The organism is Carnobacterium gallinarum DSM 4847 (assembly GCF_000744375.1).
Taxonomy (GTDB): domain Bacteria; phylum Bacillota; class Bacilli; order Lactobacillales; family Carnobacteriaceae; genus Carnobacterium; species Carnobacterium gallinarum.
Window position 1 is genome coordinate 2,562,226 of sequence record NZ_JQLU01000005.1, and the last position, 23,262, is coordinate 2,585,487.

The 23,262-nt window shown below is 32.6% G+C and carries 21 protein-coding genes and 1 riboswitch; of the genes, 19 read left to right on the forward strand and 2 right to left on the reverse strand.

Going from position 1 to position 23,262, the window contains the following annotated elements:
* From phnX to BR43_RS16645, 11 genes are all read left to right on the forward strand, one after another.
* Positions 1 to 783, forward strand: coding sequence for a phosphonoacetaldehyde hydrolase (gene phnX, locus BR43_RS16600; protein ID WP_034563978.1), 783 nt, complete (start codon positions 1 to 3; stop codon positions 781 to 783).
* Positions 784 to 795: 12 nt separating this feature from the next.
* Positions 796 to 1,884, forward strand: a complete 1,089-nt coding sequence (phnW, locus tag BR43_RS16605) for a 2-aminoethylphosphonate--pyruvate transaminase (protein WP_211252937.1) — start codon at positions 796 to 798, stop codon at positions 1,882 to 1,884.
* Positions 1,885 to 1,905: 21 nt separating this feature from the next.
* On the forward strand, positions 1,906 to 2,631 hold the full coding sequence (locus BR43_RS16610) for a DeoR/GlpR family DNA-binding transcription regulator (protein WP_051934014.1): 726 nt from the start codon (positions 1,906 to 1,908) through the stop codon (positions 2,629 to 2,631).
* A gap of 210 nt (positions 2,632 to 2,841) precedes the next feature.
* On the forward strand, positions 2,842 to 4,035 hold the full coding sequence (locus tag BR43_RS16615) for an amidohydrolase (RefSeq protein WP_034563981.1): 1,194 nt from the start codon (positions 2,842 to 2,844) through the stop codon (positions 4,033 to 4,035).
* A 146-nt stretch (positions 4,036 to 4,181) separates the two neighbouring features.
* A riboswitch (glycine riboswitch) is annotated at positions 4,182 to 4,288 on the forward strand.
* A 144-nt stretch (positions 4,289 to 4,432) separates the two neighbouring features.
* Complete coding sequence (gene gcvT, locus BR43_RS16620) at positions 4,433 to 5,521, forward strand: glycine cleavage system aminomethyltransferase GcvT (RefSeq protein WP_034563983.1); 1,089 nt, start codon at positions 4,433 to 4,435, stop codon at positions 5,519 to 5,521.
* A gap of 17 nt (positions 5,522 to 5,538) precedes the next feature.
* The gene (gene gcvH / locus BR43_RS16625) at positions 5,539 to 5,925 is read left to right on the forward strand and encodes a glycine cleavage system protein GcvH (protein ID WP_034563985.1); all 387 of its coding nucleotides are present in this window, start codon (positions 5,539 to 5,541) and stop codon (positions 5,923 to 5,925) included.
* A 2-nt stretch (positions 5,926 to 5,927) separates the two neighbouring features.
* Complete coding sequence (gene gcvPA, locus BR43_RS16630; protein ID WP_034563986.1) at positions 5,928 to 7,241, forward strand: aminomethyl-transferring glycine dehydrogenase subunit GcvPA; 1,314 nt, start codon at positions 5,928 to 5,930, stop codon at positions 7,239 to 7,241.
* Positions 7,241 to 8,674, forward strand: a complete 1,434-nt coding sequence (gcvPB, locus tag BR43_RS16635) for an aminomethyl-transferring glycine dehydrogenase subunit GcvPB (RefSeq protein WP_034563988.1) — start codon at positions 7,241 to 7,243, stop codon at positions 8,672 to 8,674. The genes gcvPA and gcvPB overlap by 1 nt, the downstream gene beginning before the upstream one ends.
* A 284-nt stretch (positions 8,675 to 8,958) precedes the next feature.
* Positions 8,959 to 9,849, forward strand: coding sequence for a helix-turn-helix domain-containing protein (locus BR43_RS16640; protein WP_034563990.1), 891 nt, complete (start codon positions 8,959 to 8,961; stop codon positions 9,847 to 9,849).
* A 182-nt stretch (positions 9,850 to 10,031) separates the two neighbouring features.
* Complete coding sequence (locus BR43_RS19720) at positions 10,032 to 10,205, forward strand: helix-turn-helix domain-containing protein (protein WP_084679971.1); 174 nt, start codon at positions 10,032 to 10,034, stop codon at positions 10,203 to 10,205.
* A gap of 110 nt (positions 10,206 to 10,315) precedes the next feature.
* Positions 10,316 to 11,332: a hypothetical protein gene (locus BR43_RS16645; RefSeq protein ID WP_051934015.1), complete on the forward strand. Its 1,017-nt coding sequence runs from the start codon at positions 10,316 to 10,318 to the stop codon at positions 11,330 to 11,332.
* 45 nt (positions 11,333 to 11,377) lie between these two features.
* On the opposite strand, the gene BR43_RS16650 is transcribed toward BR43_RS16645, so the two are convergent.
* Positions 11,378 to 11,743, reverse strand: coding sequence for an iron chaperone (locus tag BR43_RS16650; RefSeq protein ID WP_034563992.1), 366 nt, complete (start codon positions 11,741 to 11,743; stop codon positions 11,378 to 11,380).
* A 588-nt stretch (positions 11,744 to 12,331) separates the two neighbouring features.
* Between BR43_RS16650 and BR43_RS16655 the strand changes: the two genes are divergently transcribed.
* From BR43_RS16655 to fabI, 3 genes are all read left to right on the forward strand, one after another.
* Entirely contained in the window at positions 12,332 to 12,679 is a 348-nt protein-coding gene (locus tag BR43_RS16655) for an ArsR/SmtB family transcription factor (RefSeq protein ID WP_034563994.1), read from the forward strand.
* Positions 12,680 to 12,882: 203 nt separating this feature from the next.
* Positions 12,883 to 13,179 carry a hypothetical protein gene (locus BR43_RS16660; RefSeq protein WP_034563996.1) on the forward strand — a complete coding sequence of 99 codons (297 nt, stop codon included), beginning with the start codon at positions 12,883 to 12,885 and terminating at the stop codon, positions 13,177 to 13,179.
* Between the two features lie 182 nt (positions 13,180 to 13,361).
* Positions 13,362 to 14,120, forward strand: a complete 759-nt coding sequence (gene fabI, locus BR43_RS16665; protein WP_034563998.1) for an enoyl-ACP reductase FabI — start codon at positions 13,362 to 13,364, stop codon at positions 14,118 to 14,120.
* An 80-nt stretch (positions 14,121 to 14,200) separates the two neighbouring features.
* Here fabI and BR43_RS16670 read toward each other — a convergent pair whose 3' ends face one another.
* Positions 14,201 to 15,220 carry a lysylphosphatidylglycerol synthase transmembrane domain-containing protein gene (locus tag BR43_RS16670; RefSeq protein WP_034564000.1) on the reverse strand — a complete coding sequence of 340 codons (1,020 nt, stop codon included), beginning with the start codon at positions 15,218 to 15,220 and terminating at the stop codon, positions 14,201 to 14,203.
* Positions 15,221 to 15,765: 545 nt separating this feature from the next.
* Here BR43_RS16670 and BR43_RS16675 point away from each other — a divergent pair.
* From BR43_RS16675 to BR43_RS16695, 5 genes are all read left to right on the forward strand, one after another.
* Entirely contained in the window at positions 15,766 to 17,283 is a 1,518-nt protein-coding gene (locus tag BR43_RS16675) for an AcpB/EbpR/MafR family transcriptional regulator (protein WP_245617913.1), read from the forward strand.
* A gap of 483 nt (positions 17,284 to 17,766) precedes the next feature.
* Positions 17,767 to 21,276, forward strand: a complete 3,510-nt coding sequence (locus BR43_RS16680; protein WP_034564003.1) for a WxL domain-containing protein — start codon at positions 17,767 to 17,769, stop codon at positions 21,274 to 21,276.
* A gap of 15 nt (positions 21,277 to 21,291) precedes the next feature.
* Positions 21,292 to 21,651 carry an EF2685/EF0750 family sortase-dependent surface protein gene (locus tag BR43_RS20505; RefSeq protein ID WP_245617881.1) on the forward strand — a complete coding sequence of 120 codons (360 nt, stop codon included), beginning with the start codon at positions 21,292 to 21,294 and terminating at the stop codon, positions 21,649 to 21,651.
* A complete protein-coding gene (locus tag BR43_RS16690) occupies positions 21,641 to 22,369 on the forward strand; it encodes a WxL domain-containing protein (protein WP_034564007.1) in 729 nt (242 codons plus the stop codon). Before BR43_RS20505 ends, BR43_RS16690 begins: the two co-directional genes overlap by 11 nt.
* Positions 22,370 to 22,430: 61 nt before the next feature.
* Positions 22,431 to 23,249, forward strand: a complete 819-nt coding sequence (locus tag BR43_RS16695; RefSeq protein ID WP_034564009.1) for a WxL domain-containing protein — start codon at positions 22,431 to 22,433, stop codon at positions 23,247 to 23,249.
* Positions 23,250 to 23,262 lie beyond the last annotated feature (13 nt).

The window sequence follows — 23,262 nt, forward strand, 5'->3', positions numbered from 1 at the left end:
ATGAGCAAAGTTGAAGGAGTTATTTTAGATTGGGCAGGAACAATGATTGATTATGGTTGTTTTGCACCATTGGATGTCTTTTTAAAGTCATTTAAAAAACATGGGATTGAAGTGACGATTGATGAAGTCCGTGAACCTATGGGACTATTAAAAATGGATCATATCAAGAGAATTTGCGAGATGGAGCGTGTAATGGATCAATGGCAAATCGTTTTTGGACGTCATCCTAATGACGCAGATATTCAGACAATTTATCAAAATTTTGAAGCAGAGTTACTAAAAAGTGTAGCAGAATATACAGAATTAATTCCAGGGGCTTTAACTTTAGTTGCGTATTTGAAAAAACGTCAGATTAAAATTGGTTCTACAACAGGCTATACATCAAAAATGATGGAGATTGTTTCTTTGAAAGCTCAAGAACAAGGCTATCAACCAGATTGTTATTTTACTGCTGATGAAGCAGGAAAAGGTCGACCGTATCCAAATATGATTTATAAAAATGCAGACTATTTGGATATTTATCCGTTAACTCATTTCGTTAAGATTGGCGATACGGTAGTTGACATGCAGGAAGGTAAGAATGCTGGAACGTGGACAATTGGGGTTGTCTTAGGAAGTAGCATCCTAGGTCTAACCAGTAAAGAAGTAGCTGAACTATCTGAAATAGAGTTAGAGCATAAGGTAAATCGTGCGAAGGTGGCTTTGTATGAGGCTGGAGCCGATTATGTGGTTCTTTCTATTGGTGATGTTCCAGCAATTATTGAAAAAATTGAACAACGATAAGGAGTAAATTTGATGAAAAATCCCTATTTATTATTAACACCAGGACCGTTAAGTACAACTGAAACTGTTCGCAATGCGATGGGCGTGGATCATTGTACTTGGGATGAAGAATACAAAGAGCTGACACAAGATGTGAGGTCAAGGTTAGTTGCATTAGGTGGTAGCGAAGAGTATACAGCAATCTTAATGCAAGGAAGTGGAACCTTTGTTGTAGAAGCAACCATTGGATCTGTTTTGCCACGAAAAAATGCAAAATTATTGATAGCGGCTAATGGTGTATACGGACAACGAATTGCTGAAATTGCTGAAATATTGGCAATTCCCACTCAACTACTGGATATGGGAGAGGTGAACCAAATTACCGTTGAAGCAGTAGAGGAACAGTTAAAAAGTGATGCTACAATTACTCATATTGCGGTGGTTCATTGTGAAACGACAACAGGAATTTTAAATCCAGTTGCAGAAATTTGTCAATTAGCAAAACGTTATCAAAAAGTGACAATTGTTGATGCTATGAGTAGCTTTGGCGGTGTTCCACTTAATTTAAAAACAGCAAAGATTGATTTCCTAATTAGCAGTGCAAATAAATGTATTCAAGGAGTTCCAGGATTTGGCTTTGTTTTAGCAAAGAAAGATCAAGTAGCGGGATTAGCGAATAATGCTCGGTCATTATCACTTGATTTGTTCGATCAGTTAGAAACGATGGATCAAACAAATGGTAAATGGCGTTTTACTTCGCCAACGCATGTCTTACATGCTTTTCACCAAGCTTTGCTGGAATTAGAGCAAGAAGGTGGGATTACGAATCGTTATCAACGTTATTCAGCGAATCAAAAACGTCTAAGTCAAGGGATGGAATTAGCAGGATTTCCATTATTATTAAAGCCAGAACAGCAGTCGCCGATTATTACATCGTTTTGTTACCCAACGACTACTTTTTCTTTTACTGAATTTTATGAACAATTAAAGGAAAGAGGATTTGTTATTTATCCAGGTAAGATTTCTAAAGAAGCAACTTTTAGAATTGGCACAATAGGAGATGTAAACGAGGCGGATATCGAAGAATTTTTAGAAGCTGTACATCAAATTATGAAAACATGACATGAATAGGGGAGTTTGGCTATGTCAATTGTAACAGAACATCGTCAAGTAGAAATTATTAAAATAGTCAATACATTGGGGAAAGCGCAAGTAAAAGAATTAGCTACTTATTTCCATGTCTCAACTGAGACAATTCGTCGAGACCTGCAACATTTAACGAGAGAGAAAAAAGTAGAAAAAATTTTTGGTGGAGCAAAAAGAATCAGCTCACAATTGATTGAACCACCGATTGGCACAGCTGGTGAAGAAATTAAAGAATTACAAGCGAAAAGAAAAATTGCAGAAAAAGCAGCAAGCTATATTAAAGAAAATGAACTAATCATTTTAGACGAAGGGACGACAACTTTACAGATGTTGCCATTTCTTTGTCGCTATCGCTCCCTTAAAATCATTACAAATTCTTTTCAAATCGCAAATGAATTAATGAATTTAGCTAGAAATGGGAAGTTCAAAGGAAAGTTGATTTTTATTGGAGGCGTAGTACAGCTTAAACATCAGCGTTCTTTGGGATTAATAGCTGAAAAAATGATTCAAGAATTTTATGTAGATCGTGCTTTTTTATCAGCAGATGGTTATTCAGAAGAGTATGGAATTACAGGCTTTGACTTAGAAAAAGTTCAATTAACAAAATTATTTTTAAAACAAGCGAAAAGAAACTATTTTTTGCTAGATAAGAGTAAACAAGAATTTAGAACCAATTATCATATTTGTGACTATCAAGATGTAGATGACATTATTTCGGCTTAACATAAAATTGGACTAAGTGGTGTTAGTGAGAGAGACTCACTAACGCTTTTTTTATTGTAACGTAGGTTTTCATAAAATTGGAAATTTAATAGGAACTGTCATTTTTATATGATAAAATTAAAAAGAGCCTTAAATAAAGATAGTAAGCGTTTTTAATTTGTTGGTAATAAGGGAAGCTAAAATAAAACTGAAAATGAAGGAGGAAGCAATATGTTTAGAGAGACGTTAATGACATTATTAGAGGAACGTCAAAAAGAAATGAGTGAGATTCGCCGTTATCTACATGAACACCCAGAATTATCCTTTAAGGAGGATAAGACAGCCGCTTACATTTGTGATTTTTATCATGGAAAAGATGTCATTGTTGAAACTGAGGTTGGTGGAGTACATGGCATTATTGTGACGATAACTGGAGGGAAACCGGGGAAAACAATCGGTTTAAGAGCTGATTTTGATGCATTGCCGATTGCTGAAGAAACGGAATTGGAATTTGCTTCTAAAAACCCTGGAGTGATGCATGCTTGTGGACATGATGGACATACAGCTTATTTAATGATCTTAGCTGATTGTTTCATTCAATTAAAAAAAGAATTGCCAGGTACAATAAAAATTATTCATCAACCTGCTGAAGAAACACCACCGGGTGGAGCTAAAAGTATTATGGAATCAGGTGCTTTAGATGAAGTATCGGAAATTTTCGGTATTCATTTCTTTCCAACTTTTGGAAAAACAGGCGAGGTTGGATATCATAAAGGGTTTTCAATGGCAGGTAGAACTTATTTTAAATTAGGCATTCAAGGAACAGGTGGTCATGGTTCATCCCCACATATGGCAAATGACGCAATTGTGGCAGCAAGTTATTTTGTAACTGCACTTCAAACAGTTGTTAGCCGTCGCTTAAATCCATTTGAAACTGGTGTAGTCACAATAGGTTCCTTTGATGGTAAAGGTAGTTTTAATGTAATCAAGGATTATGTGGAGCTTGAAGGTGATGTTCGGTATATGAATCAGGCTACTCAAGAAAGAATTGAATCTGAAATTAAAGGTTTAGTTGTTGGATTAGAGAGTATGTATGGCATTAAAGCAACTTTAACTTATACAGCAGATTATCCACCATTATACAACAACCCAGAGGTAACAGATCAAGTTGTTAGTTATTTACAAAAAGGAATGGGTGAGTATTTAACGGATATTCGTGAGGCGGAAATGTTATCTGGTTCAGAAGATTTTGCCTATTATTTAGAAAAAATTCCGGGAACTTTTTTCTACATTGGCTGTGCTCCTGAGGGTGTCAATCAACCATTCTTTAATCATCATCCTAAATTTGATATTGATGAAGCAGCCTTACTTGTTGCTGCTAAATCGGTTGCTGAGGTTGTTTGTGGCTATTATCAGTTAACTTAAATTTTTTATTTAAAATAAAGTTTCTATGAAATCAATTTATTTATGGAAGCTTTGTTTTTTTACTGTATTATGCTTGACTTATGTAGGAAATAACTTGTATACTTATTTTGGAAGCGCAATCATTTTTGGTAGTTAATTTAATTTGGATGAAGATTATGGGAGAGTCTATGTGCAAATATAGCACCGAAGGTATAAGTGATTAGTTGGCTAAATTAATCATGAAAATCTCAGGTAAATGGACCATAATTAGACAATCCTCTGAAAAAAATATCAAAGGATTCTTTGGATACCCCAAGGATGAAAAATGAATTTTTAACAGGGAAGCAGCATACAGTAGTTTTGTGTGGGCTTCCTTCTTTTTGTTATAAAAATAATGATAGAGGGTGAGGGGAAAAGGATGGAATTAAAAACACCGTTGTATCAAAATCATTTGGAGGCGAAAGGAAAGTTAGTCAATTTTGCTAATTATTTGTTGCCAATTCAATATCCAACTGGTGTATTGAAAGAACATTTGGCCGTGCGGAAAAGTGCAGGTTTATTTGATGTGTCTCATATGGGAGAGTTAGTGATTACTGGCAAAGATGCATTGAAAAATATGAATCAGTTATTCTCAAATAATTTTACAACAATGGTTAACGGACAAGTTCGTTATAGTTTAATGTGCAATCACGAGGGAGGAATTTTAGATGATGTAATCGTGTACCGCTATACAGCAGAAAAATATATGGTAGTTGTCAATGCTGCTAATCACGCCAAAGATGTTGCTTGGATTCAAAAGCAGTTAATTGGTAATGTGACATTAACCGATGTATCTGAGGAAATCGCCCTATTGGCATTGCAAGGACCAAAAGCAAAAGCTATTTTAAGTCAACTTGTTGTAGAAAAAGAATTACCTGAAAAATATTATACATTTAAAGAAAAGGTCCAGATTGGGGATATTCAAGCGGATATTTCTCAAACTGGCTACACGGGAGAAACAGGATATGAGATTTATTTAGCAAACAAAGATGCCGCTACAATATGGCGACTATTACTTGAGAAAGGCGAGGCTTGGGATCTAATTCCATGTGGCTTAGGTGCTAGAGATACGTTGCGTTTAGAAGCTGGTATGCCACTATACGGGCATGAAATGGATGAAACAATCACGCCATTTGAAACGAGTTTGAATTTCGCTGTTAAGATGCAAAAAATAGATTTTATTGGCAAAAAAGCTTTAGAAAAAAAAGGAGAGCCTACTATTACGAGAGTTGGATTAAAAGTTGTTGGACGGGGAATTATTCGCGAAGACACGCACCTTTATGTGGGAGATCAACAAGTTGGAAAAACAACTTCAGGTACACAGGCGCCCTATTTAGGTTATCCAATTGCTATGGCTTTAATTGATAGTAAGTATCAATTAATCGGCACAGTTGTTGAAGCAGATGTTAGAGGACGAAGAATTGAAGCAGAGCTTGTAGCGCTTCCTTTTTATAAAAAAGAAAGATAAATTTAGGAGGAGAAAACATGACAAATCCCAAAGAGTTACTTTATACAAAAGAGCACGAATGGATTCAATTTTTAGATGCAGATAAAAAAACAGCAAAAGTTGGAATTACTGATTTTGCTCAAAGCGCTTTAGGAGATATTGTTTTTATGACATTACCAGAGAGTGGAGATCAGGTGACAAAAGGAGACCAAGTGGCTGATGTGGAATCAGTTAAAGCCGTGTCTAATATTTATACACCGGTTACAGGAACGGTTACAAAAGTCAATGAAGAAATTATAGACAATCCAGCGGAGTTAAATACCAAACCTTATCAAAGCTGGTTGTTTGAAGTGAAAGAAATCACTGATACAACTGAATTGTTGGATAGTGAAGCTTATGAAAAAGTAGTGCTTGAGGAGGAGTAATTATGGGGAATTATTATCCATCAACAATTGCAGAACAAAAAGCAATGCTAGAGAGTTTTGGTAAATCGACATTGGATGATTTATTTGTAGCTATTCCTGACGAATTAAAAATTAGCAAATTAGCGCTTCCTACTGCAAAATCTGAATTAGAAGTCCGTCAAACGATAGAAGCAATTGCCTTGAAAAATAAAGTCTTTTCAACAATTTTTCGAGGAGCTGGTGCTTATAATCACTACATTCCATCATTAGTAAAGCAAATTACGGCAAAAGAAGAATTTTTAACAGCATATACTCCATACCAACCTGAAATTAGTCAAGGAGTACTACAGGCCATTTTTGAATTTCAAACAATGATTTGTGAATTAACAGGTTTAAATGTAGCGAATGCTTCTGTTTATGATGGTGCTTCAGCAGCTGCAGAAGCCATCAACATGTGCGTAGATCGTAAGCGAAAAAAAGTACTAATTGCCAGTACAGCTCATCCTATGACGATTCAAACAATCCAGACATACTGTAAGGGAATGGATATTGAAGTAGTTCTTGTACCAGAAAAGAATGGTGTAACAGATGAACAAGCACTAAAAACATTAATGACAGAAGAAATCGCTTGTTTTTATCTACAACAACCTAATTATTATGGACAGATTGAATTGGCTCAAGAGTTAGGAGAAAGCGTTCATCAAATGAATGGAAAATATATTTTGGGTGTGAATCCAATTGCAATGGCTGTTTTAAAAACACCAAGTGAATGTGGTGCTGATATTGCGACTGGCGAAGCACAGCCATTAGGATTGCCTTTATCATTTGGAGGTCCTTATCTAGGTTTTATGGCTTCTACAGAAGCAATGATGCGCAAATTACCAGGAAGAATCGCTGGTGAAACCACGGATTTAAATGGAGAACGAGCTTTTGTCTTAACTTTACAAGCACGAGAACAGCATATTAGACGAGAAAAAGCTTCATCAAATGTGTGTTCCAATCAAGCTCACTGTGCATTAACGGCTTCAGTTTATTTAACGGTTATGGGACCAGAGGGATTGAGATCGGTAGCAGAAGCATGTTATGGAAAAACACATTATTTAGCTCAACAATTAGAAACGATTGAAGGCTTTAATTTACGTTATACAGAAAATTATTTTCATGAATTTGTTATGACAACACCGATACCAGCTAGTGAATTGTTGTTAAAGCTAGAAGAACAAGATATTTTAGGTGGTTATCCAGTGGGAAACGATTTGCTTTGGTGTGCAACGGAGCTAACAAGTAAATCCGAAATTGACAAAATGATTACGATTATTCAGGAGGTGTGTAAGTAATGAAGTTAATTTTTGAAAAAAGTCGAACTGGTCGCAAAAATCAACTACTTCCAGAATTAGATGTACCCTTTTCAGGTATTCCTTCTGAGTTTGAACGTAAACAAGCCCTTCATTTGCCTGAAATCGTCCAACCAGATATTAGCCGTCATTATACAGAATTGGCTAAAGCCACTCATGGTGTGAATGATGGGTTCTATCCACTGGGCTCATGCACGATGAAATACAATCCAAAAATAAATGATGAGCTGGCAAATCTATCAGGATTTTCGGGGATTCATCCGTTGCAACCTGAGCATACTGTTCAAGGCTGCTTAGAAGTATTCGTGACTGCTGAAAACTATTTAACGGAAATTACTGGAATGGATGCTATGACCTTTCAACCAGCGGCAGGTGCTCATGGAGAGCTAACTGGATTACTGATGATAAAAGCCTATCATGAATCTCGTGGGGATTTTAAACGAAAAAAAATTATCGTACCAGATTCTGCACATGGAACCAATCCAGCAAGTGCATCAATGGTTGGATATACGACCATAAATATTCCTTCAGATGCTTCTGGATGTGTTGATTTGGATCAATTGAAGGCCGTAGTCGATGAAGAAACAGCTGGTCTAATGTTAACCAATCCTAATACAGTTGGCATCTTTGAACAGCAGATTATTGAAATCACAAGCATCATTCATAAAGCAGGTGGGCTAAATTATTATGATGGAGCGAATCTAAATGCAATTATGGGAATTGTTAAGCCTGGAGATATGGGCTTTGATGTTATTCATCTTAACTTGCATAAAACTTTCTCAACGCCTCATGGTGGTGGTGGACCAGGTGCTGGACCAATTGGATGCAAAGCATTATTGGCTCCATTTTTACCAATGTATTATCCTGTTCAAACAAATGAGGGAATTCATTTTGACTCTCCAATTGAAACTATTGGAAGTGTAAAAGGTTTTTATGGTCATTTTTTAATTGTTCTTCGAGCGTTAACTTATATTTTAACATTAGGCCAAGAAGGGATACCAGCTGCCGCTAAAAATGCAGTTTTAAATGCAAATTATATGATGAATCAGCTATCTGATTTGTATGATGTTTCGTACCAAGGAATCTGTATGCATGAATTTGTGCTGACCTTAGCCCGTTTGAAGAAAGAAACTGGAATTACAGCGCTAGACGTGTCCAAAGCGATCTTAGATCATGGAATGCATCCACCTACAATGTATTTTCCAATGACGATTAGTGAAGCCTTGATGGTGGAGCCAACAGAAACCGAATCAAAAGAAACATTAGATGACGCGATAGCTGTATACCGTCAAATTTATCAAGAAGCATATGATCATCCGCAAGTATTACATGAAGCGCCGATTCATACTCAAATTCGACGATTAGATGAAGTAGGGGCTGCTCGAAATCCCAAATTAAGATTTAAATTTGACTAAATTAGTTTTAAAAGAGCTAACTGGTTCTAAAACAGCTTAGCTTTTTTTTACATGAACAAAATTAATAGAAAAATTGATTTTATCTGTTATTAAATTAGCGGTCAAATCAATATGAAAGTAATTTTTATATAAGGCTGGATCTAAATTATGTAAGGTTTTCATAATTTGAAAATTATTTTTCAATATGCATAGACTTATGAGGAAAATTAGTTTATAATATTAATATCTTATGGTAGATTGAAAATTGGGAAAATAAAGGTTATTGTAAGAAAGGAAGTAATAAGTTGGGGCAATTAGGAAAAAAAATTAAGGCAAGCCGTTTAGCTAAAGGAATGACACAAAGCGAGTTAGCAGAGGGAATTTGTACACAAGCCACAATCAGTAACTTAGAAAGTGATTCAAGTGTACCTTCATTGGAAACTTTGTTATCTATTGCAGATCGTTTAAATATTGAATTTAGTGAAATATCTGAATATGCGATGAAAAATGAAAGCACAAGCATTAGAGTTTTTAGTCAAGTTAAAGAACTATGTAGTCAATTTAAGTATCAAGAAGCTTATAGCTTATTGACTAAAGAGATTACTCTTGATGAATTAGAAACAAGTTACGAAAAGAAAGAATATTATTATTATTTTGGAATCACAGCATTATTAGGTGAAAAAAATTATTCTGATGCGCATTACAATTTTAATTTAGCTCTTTTCTTAGAAACAGGTAAACATTTGAATTTATTAGATGTTTCTATTACAAATGGAATTGGTTTAGCTTACTCAATGAATTCCGAGACAGATAAAGCGTTAACTTATTTTGAAAAATCACTGCAACAATTAGATGAAGTGATGGAACGAATTGATACGCTTCAAGATAGCAAAGAAGTTATTCGAATATATTTCAATACTGCTAAATTTTATGCACAAGTTGAAAAGTACAATAAAGCAATAAATCTTTGTTCTTTAGGGATAGCCCTAGAACAAAACCAAAATATGAATTATATTTTAGATGAATTGACGTATGAAAAAGCCTATAGTCTGTTTAAATTAGGCCAAACTGAAGATGCAGAACTTTTCTACTGTTATACAGCAACGTTAGCTAGATTATCAAACAATGATTCATTAGTTAAAAAAATTAAAAAAGACATGAAAGAGTTTGGATTAAAAGGATATAAATACTGGTAAAAATAATCTGAATGTACTTTAATTATAAAAAAAGAATTAGCAGGCATAATTTTATGTCTGCTAATTCTTTTTGATTTTATTAAACTTTAGAGATGTTTTCAGAATGTCGTTAATAAAACAAGTGTGTTATAATATGGATAATGAATAGGGGCTAACTTGTTCGGAATAATGAAGTTAAAGAGGTGAAAGGATTGAATACTCTTCTAGGGATTCGGATTGCTAATTTAAGGAAACAAAAGGGAATTTCTGCAAAGGAGTTGGCAGAGGGGATTATTTCGATCTCTTACTTATCTAATATTGAAAAAGGGAAAAAATACCGAGTATTGAGACCTTTTTATTTTTATCAGAGCGTTTAGAGATTGCCGATAAACAACTACTACCAAATTTTGAAAAAAATAAGGTTTTAGAAGCACGTTTAGAAAGAATCTTTGAACTTCTAATTTACAATCGACTAGAAGAAGCCAATATGGAATTAATACAACTAAATCAAGATTATCGATTTGAAAAAGAAAGTCCTACTGTAGAGCTTGGTTATTTCTTTTTAAAAAGTATTTATCATTTAAAAGCATGGGAATTTGATCAATCAGAAGAGATTACTAAGAATTATTTAAATTCCTTTATCAAACTAACAGATAAAAAAAAGGTACCAATCTATTTAATGGGTTACTTTTACTTGCATGAAGGTGTAAAAAACAACTTATACGGAAAATACCAAAATTCAATTAAATCCTTTCAACAGTACTTAAATCTCAATCATAAAAATGAACAAATAAATCTAATCATAGAAACAAGCATTGTGATTAATTATATTTGTATATGTTATTACGAACAAGCAATTCAACTGATCAATTCCTTATTAGAAAAAATAACTAAATTTCCTGAAAAACAACAAGAACAAAAGGTAAAACTGCTTTATTTGAAAGGGTTTACTTATTTTTACATTGGTTTTTATAAAAATGCATTAGATAACTTACAGCAAACGTTAGCAGCCATTAAAGTCTATCCTGAGATGGAGAATGAATATCTACTAACAACGCAATATCGCTTAATAAGTGTATTACATGAAATGAATCTGATTGATGAAAAGAAACGCTATTTAATGGAAATTTATCAAGCGATTATGCGGAAAAAGAAATCAAATCGAGCATTTTTAAAAAATGAGCTGTTGCCTATTTCAGAATTATTTGTCATTTTTTCTGAAGAAGGTGACATTACGAGGGCTATTGAGTTATTGTCTATTTTAAATGGTATTGAGTTTAAAACTCAGGAAATGAATTATTTTATAGATTATGGTTTGGCCCTATGTTACCTTCATAAAGGTGATGTAGAGCAGTACGAAAGAGCTATTTTATTGCTACTTAAAAAAGTAGGTCAATCTAATGATCCAACATTTATTGCCAAAGTAAAAAAACAAGCAAGTTCATACTTTGCCAATCAACAAAAATATAAAAAGTCCTATGAGATTTTAAAAGAGGAGCAATAAATATAGAGGGAATTAAGTAGAGAAAAATCAAGTTGACCAATACAGTCAACTTGATTTTTCTTTATTCTCCTCAACTCTAAATTTCACAATTTTACTAATTAATTCATAAGGTAATGGTTGATTTAGAGGGAATTGAATAGCACCTTTTGAAGTTTTATAATTTACTAGCTCTTCAGAAAATGCCGTGATGCCACTAGGAGTAGGATAAAAACCAATATGTTGCTTGGCAGCAGCGAAATGAACTAAATTTCCCATAAATACAAAAGTAGGCATTTGATAGCTGATTTTTTCTGTGCTTTCGGGTGCAGCATCTTGGATAACTTTTCTTAATGTAGTTAGGCGTTCTTGTACAGTAGGATCACAAGTCGCAATATAAGCATCAATCGTTGAAATTGTTTTTTCTTTATCCATGGGAATCCTCCAAATTTAATTAATCTGTCTCAAATTAGTATACTATAAATAAGAAAGAATTCCTTTCTATTTGCTTCTATTAGAGTAAGATTAGTACATTATTGTATATAAAGCTCGTTATTGGGGAATATCTATAAAGAGAGAGAAATAGGAATACAAATAAGAAAATAGCCGTAGCCAATTCTGACTATGCAGAGAATTTAGATTAAAATCATGATTTTTACTAACTATATAAATTCAACAAAAAGGTAATAATACTATCTCTATAGAAAATTATAAGAGGTAGAGTGTACGTGATAATGGAGCTAGTAGTCCCTCAATAAGTTGAAATAAATAGTTAGAAACTAGAGATAAAGTGTAAGCATATTAAAGCTATAATAGAGTTCCTTGTTTTATAGGTTTAATATTATTCTGCTAAATTATAATGTTAATGTGGAGCAAGATAAGGATCCTATAATGTATAAATAAAAAGAAGTAAAATTTGACCAATGTTTAAATTTAGTTATAATGAAGGAATACAAACTATTTTTTATAACATAGATGAATAATATAAGTAAATACGTACTAAGAAAAGAAGAGGGAATAGGGATGAAAGAAATTAATGAAGTCAAAACTGTTCAACCAGAAGTAATGGATCGTGTCATGAATAAATTACCTGAACCAGAAATAGTTAACCAACTATCTAATTTTATTAAAGTTCTGGCAGATGCTACACGAATTAAGATGATTTGGATTTTAGAAGAAAATGAAATGTGTGTGAATGATTTAGCTGTAGCCTTAAATATGACGCAATCAGCAGTCTCTCATCAACTAAAAACATTAAAAGATGCAAATGTTGTAAAATCTAAAAAAGAAGGAAAAAATGTGTTTTATTCATTATCTGATGATCATGTAAAGGATATTTTCCTAAAAACTTTAGAGCACATTCAAGAATAAATCACCTACTCACCTTGTTTATTAGTTGTCAGCTACTCACTTTTAATATGCTGGCTTTTTTATTTTTAATAAAAAAATGGTTTCCTATATAAATTTTTTTAAAATAACAGATAAATTTCATTAGAACTTAGTAAAATTTTAAAAAAATTAAGGTATAGTCATACTAATACTTGATTATTGTAAGTTAGAGATGGGGGATAAAAATGGCAAACAAGTATATTACGATAGATTATAAGGAATTCGATGAACTAAAAAATAGAGTTAAGACTTTGGAGTATTACTGGATGCGATATAAGAGCCAAAATGGAGACAGTGTAGATCTTGAATTTAATAAAAATCAAGATTCCATTGAGAAATTTATAAAACTGCATCGATATGAAGAGCTTAAGATGGTTCGATTTAATTTTCGTGGAACAAAGGTCAAAATGGAAGAAGAAAATTATTATGAGCTAGTTCATTTTGCTGATTTAGCTTTTGATATTCAAAATAAAGTAAACTAAAAAAGACAAAATTATTAAGTAGTAATAGCTTAATAATTTTGTCTTTTTGTCTAGAAAACATCATTGTAAATGATGTAGATATCCTTTATCTATAATGAATGCTTAATAAATAGAATAAATTTATTTAGCAAGAAATTTCATTTATGTGTTATAATGGCAATAAATAAAAGGATGTGAAATTTTTGAATACATTATTAAAAGATAAAAAGATTGTCATTATGGGAGTTGTAAATAAAGCCAGTATCGCTTGGGGTTGTGCAAAAGCAATGAGCGATTGTGGTGCTACAATTATTTATACGTATCAAAATGATCGAGTGAAAAAACAACTTGAAAAATTAGTTGGCTCAGAAGCAAATATGGTAGAATGCGACGTAGCTACAGATGAACAAGTAGAAACAGCATTTAATTTGATTCATGAAAAATATGGTACTATTGATGGATTAGTTCATTCAATAGCTTTTGCTCGTAAAGAAGAACTTGGTGGGAATATTTATGATGCAACTCGTGAAGGATTTGCATTGGCGCACGATATTAGTTCTTATTCATTCCTATTAGTTTCTCGCTATGCAAGCAAAATTATGCACGAGGGTGGAAGCATTATCACAATGACTTATATTGGTTCTGAACGTGCGATTGCTAATTACAACATTATGGGCTTGGCAAAAGCATCATTAGAGGCTTCTGTTCGCTATTTAGCATTAGATTTAGCAAAACAAGATATTCGAGTGAATGCAATCTCTTCAGGAGCGATTAAAACATTAGCAGCTTCTGGAATTAAAGGTTTTAATGCCTTATTAGATGAACAAGCTGCAAGAACACCATCAGGTAAACAAGTAACAACTGATGAAGTTGGAAATACTGCTGCATTTCTAATGAGCGATATGTCTCGGGGAATTGTTGGAGAAATTATTTATGTAGATAAAGGCACTCATATGACATAAGCTTGATTTAAGTCAAAAAAAGATCTCTTAGATTATTCTAAGAGATCTTTTTTTTGAGAAATATTAATTAATGGAAGGGATTAGTCTTTTTCTAATGGTTCACTTTCCTCTAATTTTAATGCAAATACACCCAAGAAAATACCTAGATAATAAGTAAAAATTCGCCATAAAATCAACGCGATGATTAATTTTTCCTGATTAAGAATAAATCCTCCAAATAGTAATGTAAAGCTATATTCAGCCCCACCAGCCCCACCTGGAATTGGAAACATAGATACAATCAAAACGATAAAAGCATGTAGGCTAATAATGGTTAAAATACTCGTATGATGTACGCCTAGACTTAACAGAATAAAATAGGGAACAATAAAGTAGAAAAATAATTGAATCAGTGTAAGAAGGCAAACCTCCAATAACAATTTTTTTTCTCTTCTGATATACAAGCTTTCTTCATAAAATAAATTAATTTTTTCAATTAAAGTATCTTCCCATTGATTGATTTTAGCAGGTTCTTTAAATTTTGTTGCAAATTTTAATACCCAGTGAATAAGTGCTTTTAACCAGCTGGCTTTAAAGGTAATTAGCAATAACATGATAATCACACCGATATGAATGAGCAAACCAAAAATAATTAAAAGAGAAAGCTGAGACAATTGTGTACTTAAAGCTTGATAGCCAAATAAAACACAAACTGCGAAAACAACTACAATCATTCCTTGATATACGACAAACTTCATTAATAAAACGGAGCTGCCTATTCCAACATCCACCCCAGTTTTATTTAAGGCAACTAGTTGAGCCGGCTGGCCACCAGTAGAAAATGGAGTAATGGCATTAAATAGATCTTCAATTAACGAAACTTTATAAGCGTTTGTGAACTTATATTTTTTATACCTTCTTCGTAATAATGTCTGAATAACTTTTGCTTTTATTCCCCAATAGATTAACATAGAAACCAATGCAATTAAAATCCAGCCCCAATTAAGTTGCTTTAATTCTTGCCAAACTTGAGAAAATGATAATTGTCTAAATTCCCAAATAAAAATGCCAAGCCCAATGGCTAAAACAATTCCTAGAAACCATTTATTTTTTTTACTCATAAAGCATCTCCTTAATTTAATCGTTTAGAAAGAATTCAACTTATTATACCATTTTTTTGATAGCTAAGAGTATTAGAAATCATTTTAAAGCCTATATTACTGATGTTTAAAAATATTCTATTATTTTAGAAGTTTTCTAAAAAAACAGTAGCATGTTATTTAATTGTAAAAATGATAAAAATGAGCATAAATTAAATAAATTACATTTTTATTTTGTGAAAAAATTACTTTCGTTAGAAATACAAAAATTGAAAATAAATTTCGATAGTTATTTATATTTGATTAAATTCAATAATATCAACATTTAGAGTTTTTTATAAAGTTATTTTAAATTCTATAATAACATTTTAATTTTTTAAGGTTTGCTTGTTTAAAAAAATGATGAAAAAATGGCAAATATTTAAAGAGAAATAAGTTGCGGATTCGGTATACTTATACTAGATATTTGAATCTGGAATTCTAAAGTAAAGCTAAGAATCCTTTGATTTATTATTAAAAAGTAATCATTATTTACTAGAAAGGATTGATAAAAGTTGAATGTATTTTTGGAAAAAATTTCCTTAAGAAAGCTATACCTACTGTCGTTACTCTACTCCCAAAAAAAATCGTTTATGATTAAAGAACTAGAAAAAGAATTGGGCTATAACAATAAAACTATTGTTAAAATGATTCAAACTTTACAGATTGAACTAGAACCTTGGAAAGATCAGATTAAGTTAGTGATAAATCCTGATAAAACTCTGTATCTAGAGAAAGAGCCCAGTTTTTCTCTTGAAACAATAAAATTAACTTATTTAAAGCAATCCTATATATTTAAAGCATGTTGTGCAATATTTAACGAAGAATTTGTTGATATAGCAACATTTTCAAATGCCAACTATATTAGTTATAGTACTTTATATGGGCGTTTAAATGAGATAAAGCCCTTATTAAAAAGCTATCAAATTGAGTTTAAATCAAATAATATAGCAACCTTTGAAGGCGAAGAAAAGCAAATTCGCTATTTTTTTTATCATTTTTATTGGGGAACATATTGGGGAACTGAATGGCCTTTTAAAGGTATTGATAAAGAAAAATTCACCTCTTTAATTGGTTTGATTGAAAAAATCCGAAGAAAAGCTATGTATATATCAGAGTGGGAATCTTTTGCTTTTTGGTTAGGAGTCATAGCGACAAGGATAGAACTTGGCCATGTCATTGAACATGTAGAGCTTTATGATCCTATTATTGAAGACAGTACTGCATATAGTTCTTTTGAAGCTCAAGTACTGACTGAATTTCAAACTTTATTTCCACAATTAGAACATGGTCAATTAATCAATGAAATCAAGTTCTTCTATAGTATTTACTATTCAAACACTTCATTTGAAATCAATGATTTATTAATCAGCGAGACCTTAGTATTTTCGCAAAATAAGAAAAATGAACTCTTTGAAGTAACAAACTATTGGTTGAAAGAATGGATAGATTTATTTAATCTATCCTTAACAGCTGCAGAATATGGTGCAATTTATGCTAATTTAGTACATTTGCATGCAGGAGTTTACTTTTTTGAAGGAAATATTGATGGCTTTTTTTATGATGAACCAGGTGAAATAAAATCAAATAATTCTGAAGATATTTATGATTCTTTGATGGATTATTTTTATGAAAAATTAATTTCAAATAGAAAATACAAAGATATTTTTAGTCAAAAAAATCGAATGTTGCCAAATTATAAATTAATTGCAAGAAAATTTATCAAGGTCGATATTGAAAAAAATCCAGTTCGTATCTATTTGATTTCGATTCATGGAAATAAAGAAATGGGTCGGTTAGAACGTTTAATTAGGCAAACATCTGGTGGTTACAATATTGAGTTTGCCGATCAACTAGAAAATGTTGATTTAATCGTTTCGGATCGGATGTATGCAGGTATTGTAAATCAAGAAGCTACAATAATTATATGGGGAGAAAATCCTAACGAAAATGAAGTTCTTTCAATTAACTTGGCTATTAAGGAAATATTATTACTAAAAGTAAAGAAGAATATTAAGGAAGTCAATGAATTTCAATTGCAATAAGTAGTCAATGAACATAGGCAGCTAAGAAAATGAATTTCTTAGCTGCCTATTTTTTGATTGTGGAAGACAACTCTTAAATTTTAAAGGTTAAAAAATTAAGATGAAAAAAAATTATAAAAAATTTTTCTAAAAAAAGAATCAGTTTTTAATGTTTTTAGTTATTTTATTAAAAAATGGATTTATTCTAAAATTAAATCTTTAAATTTTAAGTTAAACTATAGTCTGTGGTTCACACTCTAGGCCACTTAAATTTTTGTATATACTTGCTTTTTTCAATATATTTTTGATGACTAATTTATGGGTAGTTTATTTTAAAACTATTATAAAAGTAAGAGTATACGTGATTATCTATTATAGAGAAGCTTTTTTTGCAAGTCGATTTCTAAATTGGTCTTGGATGAGATTTGTTTTCAAGGATGTGGTGAATAGAGATAATTATGAACTGTTTAAAAGTTTAAAGGAGTAAATTAAGGAGGAGGTAGAATGATTTCTTATAAGAAGAGTAAATTTATTATCGTAATTGTTGCTTTCTTATTAACAGTGAGTGCCACTAACGCGATTGGTCAGTTTATTGGTACTACTTCAAAAAATCGAGTGCAAGCAGACTCTAGTTTAATAATGGCAATAGATAAAACTAAACTATCAACTGGTGATGCAGCAACTGCTACAATTACTTATCAATCAGAAATTCAACATTCTGATAAAATTATAGTTCCAATTCCTATTGGTTTAACTATTGATGAAGAAAAAACAAAGCAGTTAAATGACGGAATAGCTAAAGACTTAATTTGGAATTCCGAAAAAGCACAATTTGAAATATCTTCTATTATAGAAGGAGAAACAACAAACAACTTTAAAGTTGCCCTAATTGCTAATGATGCAGGTAACTATCAACTATCAGCATCATTGGCTAACTTAACAGCGGAACCAGTTGAGTTAAGTGTTGAAGATAAACTTGCTAATTTAGATGCAACATCTCAATTAGAACCTAGTCTACTAGACACTATCATCACTCCATATAGTACACCAACTAGATGGCCTGATTATATAAACATAATGGATCGGCCAGGGGTTAAATTGGTAGAAGATAATACGGATTATGTCATTCCCGGGAAAAACTCTTTTGTTATGCAGCTATATCCTGAAACAACTTATGTAGCTGTTGGGGAAGGTATTACTGATAATACTGGAAATACTGATTCAGATTTATTATGGGGATACGTTTTTTCTAACACAAGTCAATTAACTGATCCAACAGCCGAAAGGTATGTACTCGCTCAGAAAATTGGAAAGTATCGTGGAAAATGGGTTGATACTAAAATTTTTATAGATGAAGTAATAACAGCAAATCCTAAAGTTGGATTTGGGGTTGCTACACCAGATTTTAGTAATAAAGATGTGCAATACCAACGTACTAATACGTATGGTAATTTCTTTATGGCTGTTGGAACACCTAAAAATTCTTCAAGAAATGATCAATATAAGTATCATTATGAGTTTTTTGATAACGAAACAGGAAATAAAATCACAAATATGTCAGGAATGTGGAATTTTCAAAATATTAATGAATTAAAACAAACAGATATTAAAATGGATTCAAAACATATGTCAAGTTTGTTTGCCACATCATCCGCAACAATTGAATATAGAGAAGATGAACCTTCAGATGCTGATTCTATGCGACTATGGGGAACAAGTGTATCAATACCTAATCCTGGATTAGGCACATATGTTACTACTTTATTTGATGATATTTCTGAATACCCAATCACAATGACATCACAAACTGGTGGAGGAATAAATGGAATGATTGTCATGTATAATCAAGCTCCATTAGTTCGGATTTTTCCAACCATACCTGAAGTAATTGGTACAAGAACTGAAGAAAATCCTATGAGGCTTAAATATGAAATCTTGCAAAGTGTTCCTGCACAATTAGCAAAATACTATGCTAAGAGTTTTGAATTAACATCAGAACTTCCAGCAGAATATGATTTTGATTTAACTTCGCTTGTTGTAAAAAATGAATTAGATGGCGCTATTGAGACGGCCTTGTTTACTCCATCTTACGGAGATAATGGTGCTAGTAAAAATAAACTAGTACTCACTGCCAATGATTCAGCTAGCACAGAATTTAATGGGAAAACTTACCGTGTCTTTGTTGAGGCAACTCCCAATAATATCTTTAATATTGCAGAGTACCTAGGTGGCAATAAAGGACCTAGAGATAAACAATATAATCAAGGAGATAGTTACTTGCAAGTTCCTTTACAAGCAACCAATACATTTGATACTGGGAATCCTAATCTAGGTGTAGTTATCCAGAATTCAGAAGTTCTTACTCCTGATGAAGCAATTTCTTATATGTTGTATAAAGGGAAACCAGATGCAGATCCACAGGACGGAAAGAAAGTACCAATTGGAACCGATTGGAACCAACAGAATGCTGAAGACTTTGTTATGAATGGTAGAACAGACACTAGTTCTCCACTTGATGGACCATTAAGTTATACGTTTAAACCAGGGACATTACCAGATACTAGTAATAGAGGAAATGCCACAATTGTTGTAATTGTTGAAACGGCCCGTGGTGAAAAGAAAGAAATCACTGTCAATATCGTGATTGCTAATGATGATCCTATTCCTGTTTTCAAAATTGAAAATTTAATTAAAAACACAACACAAAATCTTGGATTTTCTAAAAATCAAAATGCAAAGATCAAGGATCAATTAACCTTACAAGCAAAAATAACTAAAGGAATAGATGGTTCTATTTGGAACAATCCTGTCATTACCATGACAGTACCAGATGGTGTTGAATTGCCGACAGAAGGAGCAATTTCTTTAAATGATGGTGTTAATGCTATCGCTACTACGTCGATAAACATTACTGCAGATCGTAAAATTACTGCAACTTTGGCACAATCTGTAACTTCAACAACTCCTATTTATTTAAGTTTTGATACTAAAGTTCTAGATAATGCACTAGGTCAAATTTATACATCTACTGTAGAGATTAGTGGACAAGATAGCAATCAAGATATAGTTACTGGAACAGATACATCTCAGCTAACAGTTCTTGATTATGAAAGTCCTACTATTACGTTAGAACCAAAAATTGAAAAACAACTGCCTGATGGTATATCTTGGGAAGAAAATAGCAATGTAAAACCTGGAAATACGGTTCGTTTTACGATTCAAAGTACATTGAATAATGATTATACGATTTGGAAAAATCAAAAAATCGTTGTAACGATTCCAAATGGCTTAGATACTATTCAAATTATACCAGATAAAGCAGTTATTGTTCGACCAGGGCAACCGGATATTGAAGTGACTCCAGATAGTTTGACTCAATTTAGTAAAGTTGGTAATCAAATTATTTTTGAAACAAATGATCCTCAATATCAATTTATGGCAGCAAATAGCCGGATTCGTTTTAGCTATACTGCGAATGTAATGATTGATGCAGTGGCAATCGCCCAAGTAAAAACTTCTGTTCAAGTTAGTGGTTTGAATTCACGAGATGAAGCTGTTAGTATTCCAGAACAGTTTATGACATTAAATGTTACTGAAGGAAAACTTGATTTTAAGGCATCACCTACGATTGATTTTGGAACGAATGACTTAATTAGCACAGGTTCTGTGATTCGTAATCCTACTGAAAATTTTGCTGTAAATATTACAGATACGCGTGGTACAGCTAACTCTGGATGGAAAATTTTTGCAGAAATTAGTCGACCATTTACTTCAACCAATGGACGGTCAACTTTAAATGGTGAGATTATTTTTGTTGATAAAGAGAATAAGAGACATGTTCTTAACAATGGGTTTACACCGGTACACGAAAATACGAGTCCATTAACTAGTCAACCAATTACTTGGGAGAATAGTGCTGGACAAGGGTTATTCTTAAACCAAAGGGCTGGATTAAATTTAACAGGAACATCGTATTCTGGTGAGATTACATGGACATTAAGTGAAGGACCTTAAGGGAGGAGATTAATGATGAAAAATTTTAAATTTCTCCATTCTAAAAGGAATTTGCTGTTTGGATTAGTAGTATTAAGTGGTTTAATTATTGGGCTAAACAGCTCAATATCAGCATCCGCTAGTACAATGGATTCAAATGTCGGAATAGAATTCACTGGAGAAGTAACTGTTAAGAAGCCAGATCCTCCAAAAGTCCCGGATCCACCAGTAATTCCGGGAACGCCTACCCCTATACCAGGAGGGAAATTACCACAAACTGGAGAATCACAAACAGATAGCCTGGCTGCATTTGTTGGTATTTTTATTATCGGAATTGGTTTAACTTTTATGAAAGCTAAGCCAATTAGAAAAGGAGGAGAAATGAATGGTTGTTAATCTAAAAAAATTAATAAACATGACAGCATTAGCCAGTTTGGGCTTGCTTTTAACTTCTCCGCCGATAGTAATAGCAGCTGAGGGTGGAACAATTGATAATGATGCAGATTTAGGTTTTATAGAAAACACTGATAGTACAAATCCTGTTGATCCTTCAGACCCATCAAAACCAATTAAGCCTACAAAGCCACCAACACCAGGTCCATTAGCTTTAAATTATGCTTCTGATATTGTTTTTGGTTCTCACGATCTTTCTGAAGAGGAAGTTACTTTTTATGCACTTCTAGATAAAGCAACCCTTGATGATGGAACAGATGAACAAATTGAACGACCTAACTTTATTGAAATGACAGATAATCGTGGCACGAATTCTGGATGGCGTTTAACAGTAAAACAAAATGGAAAATTAAAAAATGCTAATGGAACAGAGTTGATTGGCGCTTTTATTTCATTACAAAATACAGAAATTGTTACTTTGGATGAAGTGAATTCAGCACCTACAGGCATAAAAAAAGAGTCGATTCCTATAAGTGATTCTCACGAAGCTCTAGTAGTTAATGCTGAAAAAGGAACTGGCATGGGAAGTTGGAGCGTGAACTTTGGTAGTGATGCTACTGAAGGGAAATCTAGTATTTCTTTGTTTGTTCCAAAAGATACACCTAAAGAAAAAGGAATTTATACTACAAGTTTAACATGGACATTAAGTGATTCAATTTAATTAATTTTATAGCGGTTAAAGTGAATCAATTAATATAATTAGGGTTTATAGGAGGAGAATAATGAGTTTAAAACAATTTACAAAAATAAGTTTAATTTCGACAGTAAGTGCATTAATGCTATTTTCTGCAGCATTACCAGTGCTTGCTGCTGTTGAAGAATCAGTACCGACAAAAGGTGATATCGGATTTGAAAAAGATGAAACAGGTACAACACCACCTTTGGAATCAGAAAATCCAGATATTGATGAGCCTGTTGACTTAGTTGAACCACCAGTTTCAACGGTAGGAGCATTAAGAATTGATGTAGCTCCAATCCTGCATTTTGGTAATAATAATAAAATTGTTGCTACTAGACAAAATTATTATGCAGAGTTTGTACGTGGAACTAAGTTTGGTGAAACAGTTGTATCAGATATTGCGAACTATTTACAAGTAACAGACGTTCGTGGAGGAACTCAAGGATTTAAAGTATCTGTTAAAACTGATGGTATTTTTACTTCTGGAACAGATAAAATTGAAAATACGATTATTACTATGAATGATTTTAGTATTCATTCTGGTAGTAAAATTGTAGATTCTACAGTATTTCCAAAAGTTTCAACAACTCCAATGTCTATTAGCGATAATCAATCACATGTTTTGATGGATGCTGCTGTAGGTCAAGGTTATGGAATCTGGACAATGCCTATGGGAACAGAAGCTGTAAAAACTTCTGGACAAGGAAAAGATGGTACGGGAACTACTGGTGCAATTGATGTGACTAAAGCTGGACGTAATCCAGCAATTCAACTAACTATTCCAGCGGGACAAATTATTAAGGCTAGCACTGCAACACCATATGTTTCAACATTAAATTGGACTATTTCAGATAATATTTAATTAAAAATTAGGA

Bases quoted from the DNA above. Each gene is read 5' to 3' on its own strand.
- phnX (WP_034563978.1), top strand. From the start codon at position 1: ATGAGCAAAGTTGAAGGAGTTATTTTAGATTGGGCAGGAACAATGATT.
- phnW (WP_211252937.1), top strand. From the start codon at position 796: ATGAAAAATCCCTATTTATTATTAACACCAGGACCGTTAAGTACAACT.
- BR43_RS16610 (WP_051934014.1), top strand. From the start codon at position 1,906: ATGTCAATTGTAACAGAACATCGTCAAGTAGAAATTATTAAAATAGTC.
- BR43_RS16615 (WP_034563981.1), top strand. From the start codon at position 2,842: ATGTTTAGAGAGACGTTAATGACATTATTAGAGGAACGTCAAAAAGAA.
- gcvT (WP_034563983.1), top strand. From the start codon at position 4,433: ATGGAATTAAAAACACCGTTGTATCAAAATCATTTGGAGGCGAAAGGA.
- gcvH (WP_034563985.1), top strand. From the start codon at position 5,539: ATGACAAATCCCAAAGAGTTACTTTATACAAAAGAGCACGAATGGATT.
- gcvPA (WP_034563986.1), top strand. From the start codon at position 5,928: ATGGGGAATTATTATCCATCAACAATTGCAGAACAAAAAGCAATGCTA.
- gcvPB (WP_034563988.1), top strand. From the start codon at position 7,241: ATGAAGTTAATTTTTGAAAAAAGTCGAACTGGTCGCAAAAATCAACTA.
- BR43_RS16645 (WP_051934015.1), top strand. From the start codon at position 10,316: ATGGAATTAATACAACTAAATCAAGATTATCGATTTGAAAAAGAAAGT.
- BR43_RS16650 (WP_034563992.1), bottom strand. From the start codon at position 11,743: ATGGATAAAGAAAAAACAATTTCAACGATTGATGCTTATATTGCGACT.
- BR43_RS16655 (WP_034563994.1), top strand. From the start codon at position 12,332: ATGAAAGAAATTAATGAAGTCAAAACTGTTCAACCAGAAGTAATGGAT.
- BR43_RS16660 (WP_034563996.1), top strand. From the start codon at position 12,883: ATGGCAAACAAGTATATTACGATAGATTATAAGGAATTCGATGAACTA.
- BR43_RS16670 (WP_034564000.1), bottom strand. From the start codon at position 15,220: ATGAGTAAAAAAAATAAATGGTTTCTAGGAATTGTTTTAGCCATTGGG.
- BR43_RS16680 (WP_034564003.1), top strand. From the start codon at position 17,767: ATGATTTCTTATAAGAAGAGTAAATTTATTATCGTAATTGTTGCTTTC.
- BR43_RS20505 (WP_245617881.1), top strand. From the start codon at position 21,292: ATGAAAAATTTTAAATTTCTCCATTCTAAAAGGAATTTGCTGTTTGGA.
- BR43_RS16690 (WP_034564007.1), top strand. From the start codon at position 21,641: ATGGTTGTTAATCTAAAAAAATTAATAAACATGACAGCATTAGCCAGT.
- BR43_RS16695 (WP_034564009.1), top strand. From the start codon at position 22,431: ATGAGTTTAAAACAATTTACAAAAATAAGTTTAATTTCGACAGTAAGT.